The 20,500-nt window shown below is 61.9% G+C and carries 17 protein-coding genes and 1 other RNA gene; 12 read left to right on the forward strand and 6 right to left on the reverse strand.

Annotation, left to right across the window (positions count from 1 at the left end; genetic code table 11):
• Positions 1-147 precede the first annotated feature (147 nt).
• Positions 148-1,800, forward strand: a complete 1,653-nt coding sequence (locus FO013_RS15470; protein ID WP_143923454.1) for a thiamine pyrophosphate-binding protein — start codon at positions 148-150, stop codon at positions 1,798-1,800.
• A 191-nt stretch (positions 1,801-1,991) separates the two neighbouring features.
• Here the strand turns inward: FO013_RS15470 and ssrA are convergent.
• The 5 genes from ssrA to ftsE form a co-directional block, all read right to left on the reverse strand.
• Positions 1,992-2,368, reverse strand: a transfer-messenger RNA (tmRNA) gene (gene ssrA, locus FO013_RS15475).
• A gap of 154 nt (positions 2,369-2,522) precedes the next feature.
• Positions 2,523-2,993, reverse strand: a complete 471-nt coding sequence (gene smpB / locus FO013_RS15480) for an SsrA-binding protein SmpB (RefSeq protein ID WP_143923455.1) — start codon at positions 2,991-2,993, stop codon at positions 2,523-2,525.
• Between the two features lie 181 nt (positions 2,994-3,174).
• Positions 3,175-4,404: a M23 family metallopeptidase gene (locus FO013_RS15485; protein WP_143923456.1), complete on the reverse strand. Its 1,230-nt coding sequence runs from the start codon at positions 4,402-4,404 to the stop codon at positions 3,175-3,177.
• A gap of 1 nt (position 4,405) precedes the next feature.
• Positions 4,406-5,320 (reverse strand): permease-like cell division protein FtsX, encoded by a 915-nt coding sequence (ftsX, locus tag FO013_RS15490; RefSeq protein ID WP_143923457.1) that lies wholly within the window; start codon positions 5,318-5,320, stop codon positions 4,406-4,408.
• Complete coding sequence (gene ftsE / locus FO013_RS15495) at positions 5,317-6,006, reverse strand: cell division ATP-binding protein FtsE (protein WP_143923458.1); 690 nt, start codon at positions 6,004-6,006, stop codon at positions 5,317-5,319. Before ftsE ends, ftsX begins: the two co-directional genes overlap by 4 nt.
• Before the next feature lie 249 nt (positions 6,007-6,255).
• Between ftsE and FO013_RS15500 the strand changes: the two genes are divergently transcribed.
• The 3 genes from FO013_RS15500 to FO013_RS15510 all read left to right on the forward strand — a co-directional run bounded on the left by FO013_RS15500 (position 6,256) and on the right by FO013_RS15510 (position 10,209).
• Positions 6,256-7,347, forward strand: a complete 1,092-nt coding sequence (locus FO013_RS15500) for a LacI family DNA-binding transcriptional regulator (protein WP_143923459.1) — start codon at positions 6,256-6,258, stop codon at positions 7,345-7,347.
• Positions 7,348-7,691: 344 nt separating this feature from the next.
• Positions 7,692-9,080, forward strand: coding sequence for an MFS transporter (locus FO013_RS15505; RefSeq protein WP_143923460.1), 1,389 nt, complete (start codon positions 7,692-7,694; stop codon positions 9,078-9,080).
• Positions 9,081-9,222: 142 nt separating this feature from the next.
• On the forward strand, positions 9,223-10,209 hold the full coding sequence (locus FO013_RS15510) for a DUF2804 domain-containing protein (RefSeq protein ID WP_143923461.1): 987 nt from the start codon (positions 9,223-9,225) through the stop codon (positions 10,207-10,209).
• Positions 10,210-10,312: 103 nt separating this feature from the next.
• Here the strand turns inward: FO013_RS15510 and prfB are convergent, their stop codons facing one another.
• Positions 10,313-11,431 (reverse strand): peptide chain release factor 2, encoded by a 1,119-nt coding sequence (prfB, locus tag FO013_RS15515; RefSeq protein WP_143923462.1) that lies wholly within the window; start codon positions 11,429-11,431, stop codon positions 10,313-10,315.
• A 478-nt stretch (positions 11,432-11,909) separates the two neighbouring features.
• Here prfB and FO013_RS15520 point away from each other — a divergent pair, with 478 nt between their 5' ends.
• From FO013_RS15520 to FO013_RS15555, 8 genes are all read left to right on the forward strand, one after another.
• Positions 11,910-13,133 carry a TadA family conjugal transfer-associated ATPase gene (locus tag FO013_RS15520; protein WP_143923463.1) on the forward strand — a complete coding sequence of 408 codons (1,224 nt, stop codon included), beginning with the start codon at positions 11,910-11,912 and terminating at the stop codon, positions 13,131-13,133.
• On the forward strand, positions 13,130-14,059 hold the full coding sequence (locus FO013_RS15525) for a type II secretion system F family protein (protein ID WP_143923464.1): 930 nt from the start codon (positions 13,130-13,132) through the stop codon (positions 14,057-14,059). Before FO013_RS15520 ends, FO013_RS15525 begins: the two co-directional genes overlap by 4 nt.
• The gene (locus FO013_RS15530) at positions 14,056-14,994 is read left to right on the forward strand and encodes a type II secretion system F family protein (protein WP_143923465.1); all 939 of its coding nucleotides are present in this window, start codon (positions 14,056-14,058) and stop codon (positions 14,992-14,994) included. The genes FO013_RS15525 and FO013_RS15530 overlap by 4 nt, the downstream gene beginning before the upstream one ends.
• 96 nt (positions 14,995-15,090) lie before the next feature.
• Positions 15,091-15,324 carry a hypothetical protein gene (locus FO013_RS15535; RefSeq protein WP_260848184.1) on the forward strand — a complete coding sequence of 78 codons (234 nt, stop codon included), beginning with the start codon at positions 15,091-15,093 and terminating at the stop codon, positions 15,322-15,324.
• Positions 15,321-15,725, forward strand: coding sequence for a TadE/TadG family type IV pilus assembly protein (locus FO013_RS15540; RefSeq protein WP_143923466.1), 405 nt, complete (start codon positions 15,321-15,323; stop codon positions 15,723-15,725). The genes FO013_RS15535 and FO013_RS15540 overlap by 4 nt, the downstream gene beginning before the upstream one ends.
• Positions 15,718-16,164, forward strand: coding sequence for a hypothetical protein (locus FO013_RS15545; RefSeq protein WP_260848185.1), 447 nt, complete (start codon positions 15,718-15,720; stop codon positions 16,162-16,164). Before FO013_RS15540 ends, FO013_RS15545 begins: the two co-directional genes overlap by 8 nt.
• A gap of 1 nt (position 16,165) precedes the next feature.
• Entirely contained in the window at positions 16,166-16,606 is a 441-nt protein-coding gene (locus FO013_RS15550) for a pilus assembly protein TadG-related protein (protein ID WP_186293153.1), read from the forward strand.
• A 142-nt stretch (positions 16,607-16,748) separates the two neighbouring features.
• Positions 16,749-20,444 carry an FtsK/SpoIIIE domain-containing protein gene (locus tag FO013_RS15555; RefSeq protein WP_143923468.1) on the forward strand — a complete coding sequence of 1,232 codons (3,696 nt, stop codon included), beginning with the start codon at positions 16,749-16,751 and terminating at the stop codon, positions 20,442-20,444.
• Positions 20,445-20,500: the final 56 nt, after the last annotated feature.

Below are 20,500 nucleotides of genomic sequence, written 5' to 3' on the forward strand. Positions count from 1 at the left end.
ATTCGAATGGTCAGGCCGGTGCCAACGTCGAATCCGGTTGCTGCCGAAAAGCCGGTGCTCGAAAAAGGAGCGCGAAGCCGCGGGACCCGCGTGTGAGACATATATGGATCGTTCTCTTCCATATCTCTCATCCGCGAAAGGCCCCTGATGGCTCACACCTCGGCACACGTCGCTCACACTCTGGCCCACCACATCGATGAAGTCTTCGGACTCATGGGCAACGGCAACGCCTACTTCCTCGATGCTCTTCTGACCTCCACCTCGGCGACCTACACTGCCGTTCGGCACGAAGCCGGCACCGTCGTTGCCGCCGATGCGCATTTCCGCACCTCCGGCAGAATCGCCGCGGCCACCACCACCTACGGCGCCGGGTTCACAAACACCCTCACTGCGCTGGCGGAAGCCGCGCAGGCCAAGGTTCCACTCGTCCTTGTCGTCGGTGACGAGCCAACGTCCGGTCCGCGTCCCTGGGACGTCGACCAGATCGCGATGGCCTCGGCGGTGGGCGTGCGCACCTATACCGTCGGGCGCGTCGATGCGGCGGCCGCGACTGTCACCGCAATCGAGCACGCGCTGACGTACCGAGTGCCCGTTGTCCTCGCGATCCCCTACGATGTCGCAACCCTCGACATCGGTGAGATTCCCTCGGTTCCGGGACCCGGACGACCCGCTCCCCTGGCGCCGGCGTCCGAGTTCTCACAGACCTCGCTCGATCGTCTGACGGCTGCCCTCGCCGAGGCGGAACGACCGATCCTTCTGGCCGGCCGAGGTGCGTGGTTGGCAGGTGCAGAGGCCGAGCTCGGTGCCCTGGCAGAAGCCACAGGGGCGTTGACTACGACTACTGCCCTTGGCCGCAATGTATTCCCAGATGCCGATTATGACCTCGGCGTGGCCGGAGGATTCGGTGCCCCTGAGGCCATGGAGCGAATCCGCGAGGCGGACATCGCCGTCGTCCTCGGGGCTTCACTCAACCAGTTCACGATGCGATTCGGCGAGCTGTTCCACCCGTCGACAGCGGTCTGGCAGATCGACACCGATGATCGGGCCACGAATGCCCGGGTCGGCGGTTTCATCCGCAGCGATGTCAAGCTTGCTGCGGGCGAGTTGGTCACACGGCTGGAGGCCTCGGGTGCGGTAGCGAGCGGGTGGCGCGAGACCGTGGATACGGCCGCTGACCGGGCCCACGAAATGGGTACGGAGTTCGCCGAGGATGGTCGCCTGGACCCTCGTGCTGCCGCTGCACGACTCGGAGAGCTGATGCCAGAGGCCCGAGTCGTGGTCTCCGACGGCGGTCACTTCATCGCGTGGGCGAACATGTTCTGGGAGCCCAGCGCACCCGACCGTCTGGCGATGGTCGGCACGGCGTTCCAGTCGATCGGGCTCGGCTGGCACAGCGTTGCAGGGGCGGCACGCGCCAATCAGGATTCGACGATCGTTCTCACCACCGGCGACGGGGGCGGCGCCATGGCGCTGTCCGACCTTGATACCGCAATCCGTTCAGCCGGGGGCCGCGGCATGGCCGTCGTCTTCAATGACGCCGCCTATGGTGCCGAGGTGAATCTTTACGGACTCAAGGGCCTGAATAAGGCACCGATGCTCATCGATGAGATCGACTTCGCAGCGCTGGGCAGCGCCGCCGGAGGGCACGGTGTTGCCGTCCACTCGCTGGCCGACCTCGAAGTCGTCAACGAATGGAAAGAGATTCCGGTCGACGAACGGAGGTTCCTGGTGCTCGACCTGCGGATCTCGGGTGCGGTCATTGCGCCGTATCAGGAGGAAGTCATCCGTGTGAACTCGTAGAGATCGGTGCTGACGTATCCAGGTCCTCGCCACTCAGACAATCAAATTGCCAGAGTCGTACAGTCCTGATCATTTGGTCGTACAGTCCTGATCATTTGTGTTCTGGGGGTCGGGGAGAGACGATTGCCTGGATCAAGAGTGCCGGGAACCAACAGAAAATGCCCTGGGTTCACAAGGAACCCAGGGCATTGAAGTGGAGATGGCGGGAATCGAACCCGCGTCCGTCGGCAGATTGTCAGGACTTCTCCGGGCGCAGTTCGTGAAGTAGTTTCTTAGGTTCTGGCCCTCACACGAACATGTGGACCAACGAACGGAGTTGAGTAAAAGTCCCTCAGATACCCTCAACGAATATCTGAAGCAGTGGCTCCCTAAGCGACGCCAGGACCTAGAGTGGAAGCAACTCTAGACTGACGGATTCGCAGCTCGGCCTAATCAGGCAGCGAGGGCGAAATCGGTGCGGTTATTAGACTTAGCACCTATTGTTTTGCAGAGGACATTAACGAGATGACTCTACATTCTCGGCCCGCTTCTCCCGTCGCAGTGTCCGACGTCGAAACCGATCATCCCCATATTCTTTTACCAAATCTGCCCAGCTCATCCACCTGCGCAAACAGGTTCACGCGCCGACCAGAATAACCAGCATACTCCCACAACACCACACGACCCAATTGCATTCCCGCGGACGGGAATTCAGTCAGATCTTCGGTGTCAGAGGAACCGATTCAGAGGAACTGCTTGGACTTGATCGCCCGCTCAGCCTCACGCTTATCCTGCGCTTCACGCAGGGCCTGACGCTTGTCCCATTCGCGCTTGCCCTTGGCCAACGCGATCTCGACCTTGACGCGAGATCCGTCGAAGTACAGCTCCAGCGGAATGAGGGTGCGCCCGGACTCCTTGACCTTCTGCGATATCCGCAGGATCTCCTCGCGGTGCAACAGCAGCTTCCGGCGTCGGCGAGCAGTGTGGTTCGTCCATGTCCCCTGTGCGTACTCGGGAATGTAGACGCCCTCAAGCCACGCTTCGTTCTGGAAGATCAGCGCAAACCCGTCGGTCAGCGACGCCCTGCCCTCTCGCAGTGACTTCACTTCGGTTCCGCTCAGCACGAGACCGGCCTCCCACGTATCTTCGATGAGATAGTCGTGGCGCGCCTTGCGGTTCCTCGCGATGACTTTCTTGCCAGTTTCCTTCGGCATGACCGGCCTCCTCCCTCTGTCTCGGATCAGTGTGTCCGGCCGCAGCTTTCAGTCTCAGAAGACTGCTCAACCGCGTAGACACGCAGACCGACAATTCTATCTCAATGATATCGCGTGCGAAAGGCCATGGTGCCGACTGCCGAAGGGTCACCTCGGCGAAGCCGCGCTCAATCGGCTGCGGTCAGGAGATGTAGGGCATCGGATCGACGTAGCCGCCGTTCTTCATGACCTCGAAGTGCAGGTGGCAGCCCGTGGATGCGCCGGTCGTACCCGAATCCGAGATGACCTGGCCCTTCTTCACCTTCTGCCCATCGTGGACCTTGAGGTCCGTGTTGTGGTTGTACGTCGAGGCGATCGAGTCGCCCTTGATCTTTCCGTGGGAGATGACGACGCGGTTGCCGTAGCCGCCTGTCCACCCCGAGGTTACGACGATGCCGTCGCCGGCGGCCTTGATCGGGGTGCCGCAGGGGACGCCGAAGTCGGTGCCCGAGTGCAGCTTCTTCGCACCGGTGATCGGGTGGATGCGGTATCCGAAAGGCGAGGTGATGGGATAGCCCTCAGCTGGATTGGCCAGCTCTCCGTCACCATAGACGAACTTGCCCTTCTTCTCCTGCTCCTTCTCCCACTCGCGAACCTTCTTCGCCAGCCGGTCCTGCTCGTCCTGTTCCTTCTGCAGCTGTTCCTCGGTCGTGGCTTTGTTGTCAGAGATCGTCTTCTCCGCATCGTCCTTCGCGGAGATGATGTCGTTGAGACTGTCGGACTTCTTCTTCGCGTCGATCTGTGCGGCCTCTTTGGCCAGCACCGCCTCGGCGGCTTCGTCTTTGAGGTCCGAAATCTCATCGGTGACACCCGAGAGGCGCTCTTCGTTGTTCTTGTTGACCGCTCGCTGCTCGGAGAGGTTGTCGATCGTGCGCTGCTGTGATCGGACGGCGGAGTCCACGCGCCCGATTCCACCGTCGGCGCTTGTCCCCTCGGCCATCTGCAGCAGCATCGCCAGGTCAGAGGTGATGCCCGAGTTCTGATATGCCTGACGCCCGATGCGCGCGGCCGAAGTCCTGTGCTTGTCGATCTCCTCCGCGCCGTCCTTGATCGAGGTCTTGAGATCCGACTGTGCATTCTCCGCCGAGGTGAGTCGAGCGGCCATGGCGTCATCCGTCTCAATGGCCTCACTCAGCGCATCGTCGGCCTTCTTCGACGCGGCCTCAGCCTCGGGCAGCTTCTCTTCCGCCGCGTCGCGTTCGGCGATGACTCGGGCCAGGTCCTCGTCAAGTCCCTCGAACTCCTGCTGGAGCTCCTTGACCCGGTCATCGACCTTGCTCTTGTCATCGCGGGGATCGGCCCCCGCCGCGCTCACGGGCAGGATGACAGCCAGCACCGCTGCCGTCACCGCTAAGCCGAGTCTGCGTTTCATGTCAGACCTTCGTGTACTTATTCAAAGTGATCAGGGATGATGCACCGGCCATGATCACACCGATGGCGATGAGAATCGGGGCAACGATGAGGACGTTGACTCCGGAGATCAGGCTGAAGCCCGTCGCCTGCCCTTCCAGCCAGCCGCTGACGCCGAAGTGGACGAGGAGTCCCAGTGCACCGGCGGACAGGGTCGCACCGATCGCCGAGGCGATGACGCCTTCGAGCAGGAACGGGAGCTGGATGAAGGTGTTCGACGCACCCACCAGGCGCATGATTCCGGTCTCGCGCCTCCTTGAAAAGGCGGAGAGTCGGATGGTCGTGGCGATGAGCAGCATGGCGCACAGCAGCATGATTCCGGCAATCGCGACAGCCACGACGGTGGCGATATTGAGGACGCTGAACAGGCGATCGAGGAGCTGGTTCTGGTCAACGACCTCCTCGACGCCCTGGGTCGAGGAGAACGATTCTTTGATGATGTCGTACTTCTCGGCGTCCTGGAGTTTGACCCTGAACGACTCGTTCATCTCGTCTTCGGGAACGGTGCCTTCGAGGCTGGTGCCCTTGAACTGGTCCTGGAAGTGTTCGAAGGCCTCACCTTTGTCTTCGAAGTAGACCTCGTCGACGTAGGGGGCAAGCTCTGAGCTGTTGAGCTGATCTTCGATATTCTTCTTCTGCGTATCGGTGGCTTCACCTTCGACGCAGTTGGTGGCTTCGGAGTCGGGTGGGCACAGGAAGACGGAGACCTGGACGCGGTCGTACCAGTAGTCCTTCATCTGCCCCACCTGCATCTGCAGCAAGATCGCGGCGCCGACAAAGAGCAGGGACACAAAGGTCACGAGCACCACGGACAGGACCATGGACACGTTCTTGCGCAGCCCTGACCAGACCTCGGAGAGGATGAATCCGGCCCTCATGAGGCGACTCCGTACGTGCCCTCTTCGACGTCGCGGACGATTGTCCCCTCGGAGAGTTCGATGACTCGTTTTCGCATCCGGTTGACGATCTCTCCGTCGTGAGTGGCCATGAGCACTGTGGTGCCGTTGCGGTTGATCTTCTCAAGCACCGACATGATGTCGGCGCTGGTGGTCGGGTCGAGGTTGCCTGTGGGCTCATCGGCGAGCAGGATACCCGGCTTGTTGACGACGGCACGGGCAATGGCCACGCGCTGCTGCTCACCGCCGGAGAGTTCGTTGGGGTAGCGCTTCTCTTTGCCAGCCAGTCCGACGGTCTCGAGCACATCGGGGACAAGGGTCGACATTGACGCCCGAGACTTGCCGATGACCTGGAGGGCGAAGGCGACGTTGGCGAAGACGGTCTTGTTCGGCAGCAGGCGGAAGTCCTGGAAGACTGTGCCGATCCCCCGCCGCAGGTAGGGCACCTTCCAGCTGGGCATCTTCACGACCGACTTTCCGGCGATGTGGATGCGCCCGGTGCTGGGGACCTCTTCGCGCAGGATGAGGCGGATGACCGTGGACTTACCCGAGCCCGAAGCACCGACGAGGAACACGAATTCTCCACGCTCGGCCTCGAACGAGATGTCGTCGAGTGCTCTGCGGGAGCGTGCGTCGTAGGACTTCGAAACTGAGTCGAATTTGATCAAGAGGGTCTTCAATCATGTCGCGGATGGCTCGGCCGCTTCCACTGTACGTAACAGCTCCATCATGTTCCGGGAGGCTTAAGGGCGTGTGTTGCGCATTGGAGGAAGTTCACAGCCGCCGAGGCGGTGCATCTGCTGGACACTGTGTCATCCAGACCTGCCGCCCACCCCTTCGGAGGCCCCAAGTTTTCCGCTTGCCTGAGTTCTGTGGAAATATGATGGCTTGAGGAACAGACACGGAGAAGTGGTTATATGACAGACGAGGCCGGGACTAGACGAGGCAAGCCCCGCCCCAGCATCAAGGACGTCGCCGCCCTGGCCGGAGTCTCATGGCGCACCGTCTCCAACGTCATCCACGGACATCGCTACCTGCGGCCGGAAACTAAGGCAAAGGTTGAGGATGCGATTGCCGAACTGGGATACAAACCCCAGATGGCGGCTCGGCATTTGCGCAGTGGGCGCAGCGATGTCATCACACTCGCAATCCCGTACATCGACCACCCCTATTTCGCCAGCCTGGCACACGCCGTCGTTGAGGCGGCCAAGGCATATGAATACACAGTATTGATCGACGAGACACGCGGCCTGCCTGACAAGGAAGAACAGGTTGCTCGCGGTTACCAGAGCATCCAGACGGATGGCATCATCTTCAGCCCCCTGACGCTGCCTGTCGACTCAATTCTGGCTGCGCGCGACGACACACCGCTCGTCCTGCTCGGGGAGCACACGCTCGATCCCAGAATCGACCATGTCACCGCCGACAATGTCGAATCGACCCGCGAAGCGACCGAACACCTCATTTCACTCGGGCACCGCCGAATCGCCTTCCTCGGCTACCTCACCGAAGGTACCCTCGGCACCGGAGATCTGCGATTCGAAGGCTACCGCCGTGCCCTCGCCACCGCTGAGATAGACGAGAACCCAGAGCTGATCATCGGCGCCGCTCCACAGGCCGATATTGCCGAAGCAGTCGGCGCAGAAAGCGACTATTCCCGCGAGGAGGGCTACTCCCGTGCTCAGCAGATTCTGCTCCTGCACCAAACAACTCAGATCGATGCAGTTGTATGCGCGAACGATCTTCTGGCCATCGGCCTGCTTCGTGCGCTCAGGGAAGCCGATGTGAAGGTACCGAGCGACATCGCTGTCACCGGCTGGGACAACACCCCGGAAGGCGGATATTCCGCCCCAACGCTCACGACAGTTGCGCCCGACATGAATGCAATCGCGCGGTTCGCCGTTGAAGCAGTGCATAAGCGCATCCAGGGCTCCTCGGAGGCTCCGGTCGGCCGCGTAGCACCTCACCGCCTGATGATCCGCGAATCGACAGCGGGCGCTGCGAGCTAAGCACTCACGTCCCAGATCGGGACCCTGTGCTTCTCACACGGATCGGCTCTGCCCGTCTGATACTGACTGATTTCGCGACCTCACTGACACCGTTCGTCAGCAGCAGCTCTCCCCATCTTCGCTACTTCTGCCCATTTATTTCCACGTTGCAATACGCGCGTAGGTCTGCTTAGATCTTCATACAGAGCACCTTTGTTGGGGCCCATCGCCTCTCCGCCTGTGCTCAAATCTGCACGCCTGGCTTCGCAACAGTGAATCGCCTCGTGTGGAAAGTGAACGGCACCCCGCCGAACAGCGCGTCAGAAGTCAGAGCCTTCTGATGCCCGGAATGACCAAGGAAGCTCATGCCTGTGAACAGCACCGCCAACCCGATCAAGCAGCGCGATCTCGAGAAGCCTGGTTTCGTCGAGAAACTCGGCTATGGAATGGCCGGTGGAGCCAATAACGTCGTCTGGACCGGGATTTCAACCTTCCTCGTGTATTTCTACACCGACGTCGTCGGCGTCGCCGCGGGGCTGATCGGCACCATCTTCCTCTTCTCTCGACTCGTCGACGGGGCGAGTGATGTGGTGATGGGCGTCGTCCTCGACAAAACGCGCACTCGCTTCGGCAAGGCTCGACCGTGGCTCCTATGGATGGCACTGCCATTTGCAGTCGTCGCCACGGCACTCTTCGCGGTCCCCGATGCCAGCACAACCACCCAGATCATCTACATCATCATCACCTACAACATTGCACTCCTCGTCTACACAGCTGTGGAGATCCCCCACGGCACGCTTGGCGCGCTGATGACCTACGACCAGCACCAGCGCTCGGTGCTCAACGTAGCGAAGATGGTCGGCGCCTATGTCGCCATCATCGCAATCACGAACATCACGCTGCCGATCGTCGACTTCTTCGGCGGAGGCCAGTCCGGCTGGATCTACGCATTCATCCTCTTCGGGCTCATCGCCGCGGCCACGTATTTCTTCACGTTCTGGTCCACGAAGGAACGCACGGATCCTGTCGGCACCAAACAGGACAAGGACCGCCCAACCGTCAAAGCCAGTCTGATCTCGCTGGTGCGCAACAAATACTGGTTCATCGCGACCCTCGTCCTGCTGCTGATGTACATCTACAATGCGATCACCGCCGGAGTCGCGATCTACTACTCCGAGTATGTACTCGGATCGCCTGCGCTGGTCGGGCTTGTCGCCACTGCGCTCACCCTTGCCACTTTGGGCGGCATGCTCATCGTCGTGCCCATCACTCGTCGATTCGGCAAGCGCAATACCGCGATCGTCGGCTGCCTGATCGCCGTCGTCGGGTCTCTGATCATCTTCTTAGTACCCGACAGCACTGCCGTCGTCGTCATCGGACAGGTCGTCCGGGGAATCGGCAAAGCCGCGATCATGGGCGTCATCTTCGCCATGCTCGCCGACACCATGGAATACGGCGAATGGAAGACAGGCGTCCGCATCGAAGGGCTTATCTACAGCGGGGCGAGCATGGGGATCAAGGTCGGCACCGGCCTGGGAAGCGCCCTCATCGGCTGGGGACTCGCGGCAAGTGGGTATGCAGGAGACCAGGCAACACAGTCTGCGGAATCGGTGACGATGATCTCGAATCTCTTCATCTGGGTGCCGTCGCTCGTCAGCATTCTCATGGCAGTGCTCCTCTACTTCTTCAAGCTCGACAAACAGTATCCGCAGATCCTCAAGGAGCTCCAGGAGATGAAGAGCGCGAAGGCCTGATACTCGACGCTTCGAGACCTCCCTGTCTGCAGCAGAGCGCTGCCTGCACCAGAGCCCTGTCTGCACCAGCCCCGAGTCGAGCCACGACCCCCAGTCGAACCACACGCACCGCACCACGATTGAACCAGAGCAAGGGATACACATGGAGAAAGAACTGCACGAGCCCGTCGACATGTGCCTCAGTGACGGCACGCTCAACGAAGCGGCCGTCGGATGGAGTCGGTTCCCGCTGCACAGGGCTAACCTCAAGGGCTGGGGCCGTCGGAAGAGATTCGACTACTGGTGCATCGTATCGCCGGAGATGATCCTCGCCTTCTCCATTTCGGATACAGACTACAAGTCCGCTACGTCCCTGTTCTTCCTCGACAGAACAACACAGACGGAGACGACAGCAGGCAGCATGGACTGGTTCAGGTCCAATCCGACCTCACGCGCACCATGGGGCACTCAGCCGATCCACTCGGGCAAGAAGGACATCGACATCTCGGTCACGCCCGGTGATCAGGCGATGATGCTCAACGTCGCGACAGCACATGTGAACGCCGAGGTGGAAGTGAGCATTCCAGATGATCATCAGTCGATGGGCGTCCTGGTTCCGTGGAGCAAACGGCGTTTCCAGTACACCCGCAAGGACAATTGCCTGACCGCGAGCGGACGTGTTCGAGCCAATGGTGTCACCTACCTGCTGGATGAGAAGACGACGACGGCGACCATGGACCACGGGCGCGGGAAATGGCCATACGAAACCCTGTGGAACTGGGCCTCAGGCAGCGGTATGACGAACGGTGAGGAAATCGGCCTGCAGTTCGGTGCCAAGTGGACTGCAGGAACCCCATCGACAGAGAATGCGCTGCGCCTGGGCGGTCAGATCGAGAAGATCAGCGAAGAGCTCGAGTGGACGTATGACACCGAGAATTGGATGGCTCCCTGGACGATCAAGGGCGAACGAGTCGACCTGCAGTTCACTCCCGAATATCATCGCCATTCCGAATTCGACAAGAAGGTCGTCAGCAGCCGAGAGGATCAGGCCTTCGGCTACTTCTCTGGCACGGTATGGTCACTCAGCGGTCGTGCGTACCCGGTTGAGAAGGTCTTCGGCTGGGCTGAAGAAGTTCACCGCCGCTGGTGAAGCTGCCCATCCCGGGCAGATGAGTGTGGGCGTGCGGTCGATTCCCGAAAGGAACCGACCGCACGCCCACATCTCGTTCGGGGCAGGCTCTCGCCTGCGAAGGTCAGGAAGCCTCTTCGGCCATCTCCTGCTCCTTGCGCCAGCGGATTCCGGCTTCGATGAGGCCGTCGAGGTCACCGTCGAAGACGTTCGAGGGGTTGTTGACCTCGTAACCTGTGCGCAGGTCCTTGACCATCTGGTACGGGTGGGTGACGTAGGAGCGCATCTGGTCACCCCAGCTGGCCTTGATGTCACCGGCCAGTTCCTTCTTCTGCGCTGCTTCTTCCTTACGCTTGAGGTCAAGGAGGCGTGACTGCAGCACGCGCATCGCGGCTTCGCGGTTCTGGATCTGGGACTTCTCATTCTGCATGCTCACGACAACACCGGTGGGCTCGTGCGTGATGCGCACGGCCGAGTCGGTCGTGTTCACGGACTGACCGCCGGGACCCGATGACCGGTAGACATCGATGCGCAGGTCGTTCTCATCGATTTCGACGTGGTCGGTGGATTCGATGAGCGGCACAACCTCGACAGCGGCGAAGGAAGTCTGGCGACGTCCCTGGTTGTCGAAGGGACTGATGCGCACAAGACGGTGGGTGCCTGCCTCAACAGACAAGGTTCCATAAGCGTAGGGAGCATTGACCTGGATCGTGGCGGACTTGATGCCCGCGCCCTCAGCGTAGGAGGTGTCGAGCTGCTGCACGTTGTACCCGCGGTTCTCGCCCCAGCGGATGTACATGCGGATGAGCATCTGCGCCCAGTCGGTGGCGTCGTCGCCGCCGGCGCCGGAGCGCACAGTCACAACGGCCGAACGCTCGTCGTATTCGTGGTTGAGCAGCGTCGAGATCTCGAGCTCGGCCAACTGGTCGTGAAGCTTCTTGAGGTCACGCTCGGCTTCGACCTTCGAGTCCTCATCGCCCTCGTCCTCGGACATCTCGATGAGGAGCTCGGCATCGTCGATGCGTTCACCGAACTTCTCGAGCTTCTCCAGGGTTCCCTGCTTGTGCGACAGCGTGGCCGAGATCTTCTGAGCCGAGTCCGGATCGTCCCAGAAGGACGGCGCCGATGCCTGCTCCGTCATCTCGGCGACCTCGGAGCGAAGGTTGTCCAGATCAGACACATCCAGGATCGCCTTGTAGGTCTGACGGAGGTTGGCGATTTCAGCAGAATAATCAATGGCCATAATGAGTCCAGCCTAGTGCATCGCGGCCCTCAGGCTTGAATCCTCGTCCCTGCCCTTCACCCCTGACCGCCACCGACGACCGGCGCCGAGGAGGTACGTCATGTCGCACCACCTCGGCGCGGGATCCGGTGGGCACCGACGCAATTCAGCACCACCGGCAGGAGATCAATGAGCGTCACCAGCAGGAGATCAAGTCATCCCGCCGGTGACGCGGTCCGTAGTGCGCGAGGCCTGAGCGGAAAGCCACTGCAACAGTGATGAGAATCTATACCGGTTTACGGGAATGTGCAATGCGAATGCAGTGACGAGTCGATTCGAAATCTTCGTGCTGAAACTACAGGTATGACATTTCCATGTCACGAAGACAGTTATCCACAGATTCGGAGAATCACTGGATTCTTGATTCGACTACATATAGGTTAAAAACAAATCCAGCTGTTAGAAACATGATTCGTATTCTGGACGCCAGGGGTTCAATGTGGAAGCCACCGAGGTCATCAAGAGCGAAGTTCATAAGAGGATCAGAGACCTCGATGTGGACCCTCGCGCCGATATGCAACGCTCGCGAGAGGTCATTCGCACTGTCATCTCTGAGTACGACGAACGCAGCCTGGTCGCGGATCTTCCGCCCTTGGAAGACAAGGAAGCCACGTTTCGTTCGATCGACAACCAGCTTTCGGGCTTCGGTGCGCTGCAGGACTATTTCGATGACCCCCGGGTGGAAGAGATCTGGGTCAACTCCCCCAGTGAAGTCTTCATCGCCATCGACGGACTCCATCAGCTGACGACGACGAAACTGACCGCAGGTGAACTCGATGATCTCATCGAGAGAATGCTGCGCACCTCGGGTCGTAGGGTCGACTTGTCACAGCCTTTCGTCGATGCAATGCTTCCCGACGGCTCCCGACTGCATGTCGTCCTGCCCGACATCACCCGTTCCTTTCCTGCGGTCAACATTCGGAAATTCATTCAGCGCCCGCGGAACCTCGCCGGCCTCGTCGCCCAGGGATCCCTGACACCGGCGTCCGCCAGATTCCTTGATGCGGCAGTGGCCAGCGGTGCGAATATCTTAGTCTCCGGAGCAACTCAGGCCGGCAAGACCACCATGCTCAATGCTCTGGCCGGTTCCATTCCCGCCCGAGAGCGCATCATCTCCTGTGAAGAGGTCTTCGAACTCAACCTGCCCAGCCGCGACTGGGTTCCGATGCAGTGCCGCCAACCGTCTCTTGAGGGTACCGGCGAGGTCACCCTGCGCTCACTGGTCAAGGAAGCTCTGCGCATGCGACCGACCCGCATAATCGTCGGGGAGGTCCGTGAGGCCGAGAGCCTCGACCTGCTCGTGGCCTTGAACTCCGGCCTGCCCGGCATGGGAACGATCCACGCGAATTCTGCTCGCGCCGCGATCACGAAGATCTGCACTCTGCCGCTTCTCGCCGGGGCGAACATCTCCTCGTCTTTCGTCGTCCCCACCGTGGCAGTGAGCATCGACGTGGTCGTCCACCTGCGACGTGATGCGAATGGGACCCGTCTCGTCAGTGAGATCTGCGCCGTCCCCGGTGGCGTCGAAGGCGACGTCGTCGAACTCGACACGATCTTCCATTCGCCGCAGGGACAACTGGTCCGCGGACAGGGGTTCGGCCACCTCGGCGAACGATTCTCCGCCATCGGCAAGGATCTCCATTCCATTCTGGAAGCCGCATGAGCTATTCCCAATTCAGCCTTCTCATCGGCGCGTGTTTCGGCGCCGGTCTCTTTCTGCTGTGGATATCGCTGTGGCAGAGACAGTCGAAAAGACGGGTGCAGCGACGATGGGTACGCGAACTCGACGACATGCTCACCGGGGCCGGCTTCCCACGGCTGCACCCGGGCCACCTGATCTTGATCTCGATCGCCGTCTTTATCATCATCAGCGTCGTCGCCACCGTCCTCACCGGTTCCTGGGCGATCGCTCTGTGCTTCGGTCTCTTCGCCTCATGGTTGCCGCACAGACTGCTCCAACATCGTGCTCGGAGCAAACACGTGATGCGCCGCGAACTGTGGCCCGAGACCCTCGACCATCTCAATTCCGGTGTGCGCGCCGGCCTGTCGCTGCCCGAGGCCCTGAGTTCGCTGGCCCACCGCGGGCCCGAACCGCTGCGACCGCTGTTCGAGGTCTTCGCCGAGGAATATCGAGCCAGCGGTTCATTCGCCATCGCACTCGAACGCTTCCGCCAGGTCAGCGCCGACCCTGTGGCCGACCGGATCGTCGTCGCACTCAGCGTGACCAGGCAGGTCGGCGGAAGTGACCTCGGCACGATGCTGCGAGCACTCGCCCAATTCGTCCGCGACGACGCACGCACCCGCAATGAACTCTCCGCCCGGCAGCAGTGGACGGTCAACGGTGCCCGTCTGGCGGTGGCCGCTCCCTGGGTGGTGCTCGCGTTCCTGTCGACCCGGCCAGAGACAGCGGCTGCCTACAACTCCCAGACCGGTCTGCTTCTCCTCGCCTCCGGATTCGTCGTTTCGCTGCTGGCATATCAGGCGATGAAGCGGATCGGCAGGCTCCCGCAAGAGCCGCGTGTCATTGAAGGATCGTCCCTGTCCTCATCGTCGTTCCGCCGCTCGGCCGAGGGCAGTGAGGTGCTGTGAGCGCGCTGACCGATCCGCTCACAATCCTTGCCCTCGGGGCTTTCAACGGGCTCGCGCTCTGCGTCTTCGTCCTCTCCCTGCCGCCTCTGCGCCGACCAACGCTGTCATCTCGCATCGCACCGTATCTGCGTGATCAGGAATCATTGGTCGATATCTACGCTCCGCCGACTCCCCGCAAGGAGGGGCTGCTGGGACTGCTCAAGTCCGCCACGTTCGGCGCCACCATGTGGGTGACATCCCGGATCACCACCGACGCAACATTGAGCCTGCGGATCAACCGCCTCGGCGGGGGTGCGTCTCTGGAACGCTTCCGAATCAATCAGGTTCTGAGCATTCTGGCCGGAATGATCGCCGCCGGATGCGTGGCCGGACTGCTCTCGGCACACCGCGGCTTCTCCCCCGTTGTCACCCTCGTTCTCATCATCAGCGGTGGCATCGCCGGACACATCGCCAACGACTGGCGCCTGAGCCAAGCCATCGCCCGTCACGAGTCGCGTGTCCTCGCAGAGTTCCCCACCGTCGCCGAACTCCTTGCACTGTCCATCACCGCTGGTGAGGGAATCGTCGAAGCACTCGAACGGGTGTGCCGCACTTGTTCGGGAGACCTGGTCGATGAGCTGCGCACAGCCCTGGCGACGACGAGAACCGGGACACCGCTCGTCGATGCACTCGACTCGATGGCCACCAGGATCGCCATCCCCGAGATCGTTCAGTTCGTCGACGGACTGGCCGTGTCGATGACCCGCGGAACCCCGCTGGCGGAGGTCCTCCGTGCCCAAGCTGCCGATGTGCGGGAACAGTCGCGCCGTCGTCTGCTCGAGCTGTCGGGGAAGAAGGAGATCGGAATGTTAGTGCCTGTGGTCGTCTTCGTGCTGCCGGTGACCGTCATCTTCGCCGTCTTTCCCTCACTCACCGTCCTCGACCTGAGTCCATGACCTGAGCCGACGCGCTCTCAGCCCGGTCCTGCCACCGTCTGATCGCCTCACCATCTGATCACCCCGCAAACCGATTGCACCGCAGAAGGAGACACCGTGTTCCACCACCTGATGAACCGATTCGCTGTGTTCGTCATCGGCCTCTCAACTGAAGACCCGGACCACCAAGGCGAGCGCCGAGGTGACCGACCGGACCGCGGTGACGTTCCCGGCTGGGTCCTCATCACGTTGATGACAGCAGGTTTGGTCGTCGCCTTGTGGGCGTTGGCCGGCGAAGCCTTCACCTCGATGTTCCAGGACGCCATGAACAAGGTCAGGGGCGCCGGGTGAGTCACCAGGCGCGCGAGGCCCGGGCTGATTCCGGTTCCGCGATCGCCGAGTTCGCCCTCATCGGTTCGCTCCTGGCCCTTGTACTGGCCGGAACCCTGCAGATCGGTCTGGTCATCCACGTCCGCAACACCGTCATCGATTCGGCCATCGCTGGTGCCCGCCAAGCCAGCCTCGCCGATCAGTCAATGGCCGACGGCAAACGCCTGACTTCCGAGCTCATCACCGTGTCTGTCGGCGAGCGCTACGCTCAGTCGATCATCGTCACAACGGTGAAGCGCGGGCAGGTCGACGTCGTCAAGGTCAGGGTGCGAACGCCGTTGCCCGTCCTCGGCCTGTGGGGCCCCGCCGAGGTGTGGGATCTGAGCGGACGGTCCATCGCTGAGGACGTCGACAGTGACTGAGACTCACGCGCAGATGCCGGAGGAGCCCTCCGATGCGGGCACGGCCGTCATCGAATTCATCTTCGCCTCGATCGTGCTGCTCATCCCCGTCGTCTATCTCATGCTCGCGATCTCCCAGCTCCAGGCCGCCAGCTATGCCACCACGTCGACAGCGATCTCGGCCTCCCGGATCGCCGCCCGCGATGCCGACCCCTCTGAACGCAGGGCCCACCAGGTTGCCGACATGCATTTCACCGATTTCGGACTCACCGGTGTTCCCATCACCATCGACTACTCATGCTCTGGACCCTGTGGACAGGCAGGTTCCCTCATCACCGCACGAGTCGAGACGAAGGTGTCTCTGCCTGGGTTCCCGCTCCTCTTCGGCACCAAGCATGCCCCGCACATCACTCTTCGTGCCACCCACACCGATGTCGTCGCCACCGCGGGTGAGGCCTGAGATGGCGCAAAAGCAGCACCGGGTCCACGCCGATGAAGGGTCGATCACTCCACTGGCGATCGGCTTCGTCGTCATCGCCCTGCTTCTGACCTTCCTCATCGCAGCGCTGACGGATCTGCACATGACCAGACGGGAACTGCAGAGCGTGGCGGATTCTGCGGGACTGGCCGCCTCCGACTCGTTCGAACCGGCTCCCGGCAGTGAGCCCGGGCTCGTGTTCTCACCCCCTGCGGCGAAACGGGCCGCCAGTCGCTATATCGCCGCGGTGCCGACCCCGCAGGGGCTGCACAATGTGGAGCTCAGCGCCGATGCGGACGGGCAGCATTCGGTCGTGATCCGCCTGCGAGCCGACTACACACCCGCACTGCTGTCACGTTTCGTCCCCGACCTCATCGAGCTGCAGGCCACCGCATACGCTCGTGGTTCGCTGCGCATTTCGTGATGATCCCATCCAACGACTCCGACGTGTTCTCCTGTTGATCTCTCCCCCACTTCTGCTCGAATAGCCTGTGGACACAGCCTCCTTGTCCACAGTCGTGAGAGACGCCCTTGCCCGGTGTGACACGGCTCGTGATCCTGAGAGCATGAACACGTTCGGCCTCATTCATCGCATCGACGCAAACGCGCACATTCGCACCGATGTGATCGAGGCAGATTCTGAGCTGCCCGTCCTTGAGGTATTTCGCACCGTCTTCGGTCCTATCCTGACCTCGGCCGATCTCGTCGCAGGCAACCGACTGCCGGAGGACTCCGGCGCACGAGAGAACCCTGAGACCATGGTGAAATCCATGGCTTGGGGGCGGTGGCAGTCGCTGAACCCTGTCACAGTCCTCGGAGTCTCTGCTCTCTGTCGCGGATCCGGATCTGCTTCCGTCTCGGTGCTCGCGGGACCCGATTCGGGATTCACGATCGGCATCGACCCCCGCTCCCCTCTGCTCAGCCGCATCAGCCATCCCGACTGTCTGACCATCGTCGACCCCTGCATGTCCCGCCAGCCGGCGCGACTGGAGCTCGGGCCTGCCAGAGAACAGACGTTCTCATCGTTGGGCACCACGGTCTTCTCACCGACCTCCCCTGCCAGAACCCGGCCCAGTGAAGCCCCCTCACGCCTACCACCTCCTCGAGACTCCACCAGCCCCGGGCGAGAGCCCACCCATGTGGCGCCCGCTCCCATCGACGAGCCTCGCCCCGCGAAACCTCCCCAATGGTGGGCCTTCCTCATCCCCATCGCCATCGGTGGAGTGCTCGCGCTCGTCACCGGAATGTGGTGGTTCCTCCTCTTCAGCGTCTCCGCACCGATCTCCGGATACGTCGCCTACGTCTTGGAGAAACGTCGGTACGTCCGCGATTGCGCTCAATGTGTCATCGACCGACGCGCAGCGGTCGATGCAGCACGGCAGAGGTTGGACTCTGCGGTCGCCGAACACAGACTCTGGCTGCAGACCGGTTCGGGTCTGTGCCTCGGCTTCGGATCTGCTCGCAGCCCCATCACGATTGCCGATGAACTTCGCGAGTGCACCAATCATTTCGATGGAGCGGTCATCATCGACGATGTGCCGCTGCGCATCGACCCGCGCACAACCTCGGTGACTGTCACAGGCGATCACGAACAGCTGCGTCGCATGGCCCTGTCCTGGCTGGCCGACTCCACCTACGACTGGCTCCCTTCCTCAGAACTGCTCCGACTGCCCGAGCTGCAGGGAACCTGCTTCGACCACGAGGACCAGAGCGAGTCGACGATCGGCGTGCACATGGCCGATCAGAATCCGACGACGCTGCAGCTGCACGCACCCGCGCCCACCGCATCGATCTCGCTGTCACTGGGCAGTCTGGCCCAGGCACGCACCGACGACTCATCGGCAGCAGACTGCCCAGTGCCGGGCAGAACGCTCATCGCCGCACTCATGCCACCCGGCCGATTCCTCACCCTCGACCACCGACAGGCGAGCAGGACCGGAGCCGAGAGGTTGCCGAACCACGGCCTCGGCGACCTCTACGATGACGAGCGACAAGCCATTCGCCACCGCTGGGCACGTACTCCTCCCGGACCGGTGACGATCGGACGCGGACACGACGGGGACGTCACTCTCGACCTCTTCAACGACGGCCCCCACGCCCTCGTCGCGGGGACGACCGGCAGCGGAAAATCCATTCTGCTCCAGACCTGGCTGCTCGCACTGGCTCTGGAACATCCGCCTCGGCGGCTGACGTTCGTTCTCATCGATTTCAAGGGTGGGGCGACATTTGCCCCGTTGGAGCACCTTCCGCACACGGACAGCGTCCTCGACGATTTCGATTCGGCAGCGGCCTTCCGCGCATTGGTCTCCGTCCGTGCCGAGATCACCCGACGCGAGCGGCTCCTGGCCGGCCAGGGATGCTCCGATGTCCTCGAACTCGACGATCCCCCGCCGAGGCTGGTCGTCGTCATCGACGAATTCCACGCACTCATGTCGACTCATCCGAAGGCAGCTGATCTGTTGGAGCACCTGACAGCGCTGGGCCGGTCCTTGGGAGTGCATCTGATACTCGCCACGCAGCGCCCGCTCGGCGTCGTCACCGGACAGATGAAAGCCAATATCAACATCAGGGTGTGCCTGCGCGTGCGCGATGACGCCGATTCCTTCGACGTCATCGGAGTCAACGATGCCGCACATCTGCCGCCGGACAGACCGGGAGCGGCGTGCCTCGACTCGGGTTCGTCGGTCGTTGAGTTCCGGGTTGCGATCCCCACCTCCACGTCTGCCAACGCCGAGGTGCGTCATCGGCCTCGTCTCCGACCATGGGAGCCCGGCCGAGGTCTTCCCATCCAACACAGCGTCAACGGAATCCGTGTCGGCAATCTCCAACAGGCCCATCGTGAGACCGGCGACCGATCACAGCTCTCGTCTCATCCACTTCGTGCTGTGGTTCTCCCACCACTGCCCGATCCCGAGAATGTCCCTGAGCTGCTCTCAACATGGTCTGGTGAGGGTGGCTCGGAAGACAACGTTCCGCGGGTGATGGGCACGACGGTGACCGGGATCGTGGACATCCCCAGCCGCCAGAAGCAGAGCCCTTGGTCATATTCGCCTGCTGTCGATGGCTCGATCATCATCGTCGGCACCGATCCTGATGCCATCACCTCAGTCATGCGACGAATGGCTCCCAATGCCGCTGCGACTCACCGCATCGTGGCGCTGGGACGCATCGCAGCCTCTATGGGCTGGGCCGAGGTCACCTGCGGAATGGACACCGGGTGGCGGTTCCACACGATCCTCGACCATCTGCACCGTACTCCTGCGGTAGAAGACCTGCCCACCGGCATAGAACGGCCGGCCACGATCGTTGTGTGCAGCAACTGGAATGAGTTCATCGACTCGATGGACCACCAGATGGCCGTCGAGACGGAACGGCTGCTCAAACACGGATCTGGGTTGGGGTTGACGTTCCTGTTGGCCGGGTGCCGCACGTCTGCGAGCACAAGCGCGGTCTTCACATCTCAGGTGATCTTCCCGCCCGGTGCGGGAGGTGATGGACTCAGCGTCGGACTGTCTCGGCAGCGGTTCGTCGGAACATGGCCCGAATACAGGGCAGTGCTCGTCGGCCCCAGTGCGCAGGAGGCCGGCGGTGACGGCGCCGATGTGCAGTTGGTGCCGCACCGGCAGAATATCACCCACGGGGTCGACTGCGATGACAGGCACGGAAGCTTCGGACCACGATGGCGCGGACTCACGGCGACCCCGGGGCACGTGGCCGCGCGAATGGATCCGGCGAGCACGGGGATCCCGCTGGGAGTCGACCCCTTCGGGACGCTCGTAGTGTGGAATCCGGTCCGTGACGGAGAGGTTCTCAGCGTCCGCGGATCACCACAGTCTGGCAAGAGTGCGACCGCAGCCATGCTGCAGCAGACGTACTCCGCTGCAGCAACAGCCAGCAGTCGGGCGCTCACGGTCCATGACGATGCGCATCTGGAGACGAAACCGGACGCTTTCGATCTCCTCGACGGTGGCCTGCATGTCGTGACGATGCCGGTGCGCTTCACTCCCGGCTACGGTTCCGCTTCAGCCAAGGCACAAGGCCTGGGGCCGATGCTGATCCTCGGTGCCCATAGTAGGCAGGACCTCAGCAATCTGGGTCTGCTCAGGTTGCCGCCACTCGACGGGGATCCGGGGACAGCATGGTTCGTCACCGAGCAGCGAACCCAGGCAGTGAGGCTCTTCTCAGCAGAGAGAACCGCTGGTCGCAGTCCTAGCCAGGCAAACCTTCTGGACTCTCTCGCGACCTCGAATCAATCGTTCTAACCTCGATTATTCGGGAAGGTCCTACAAGCGCGAACCGGGTCACGGTGGAGTTCGCC

Origin of the sequence: Brevibacterium aurantiacum (assembly GCF_007558825.1) — a bacterium.
Lineage (GTDB): Bacteria > Actinomycetota > Actinomycetes > Actinomycetales > Brevibacteriaceae > Brevibacterium > Brevibacterium aurantiacum_A.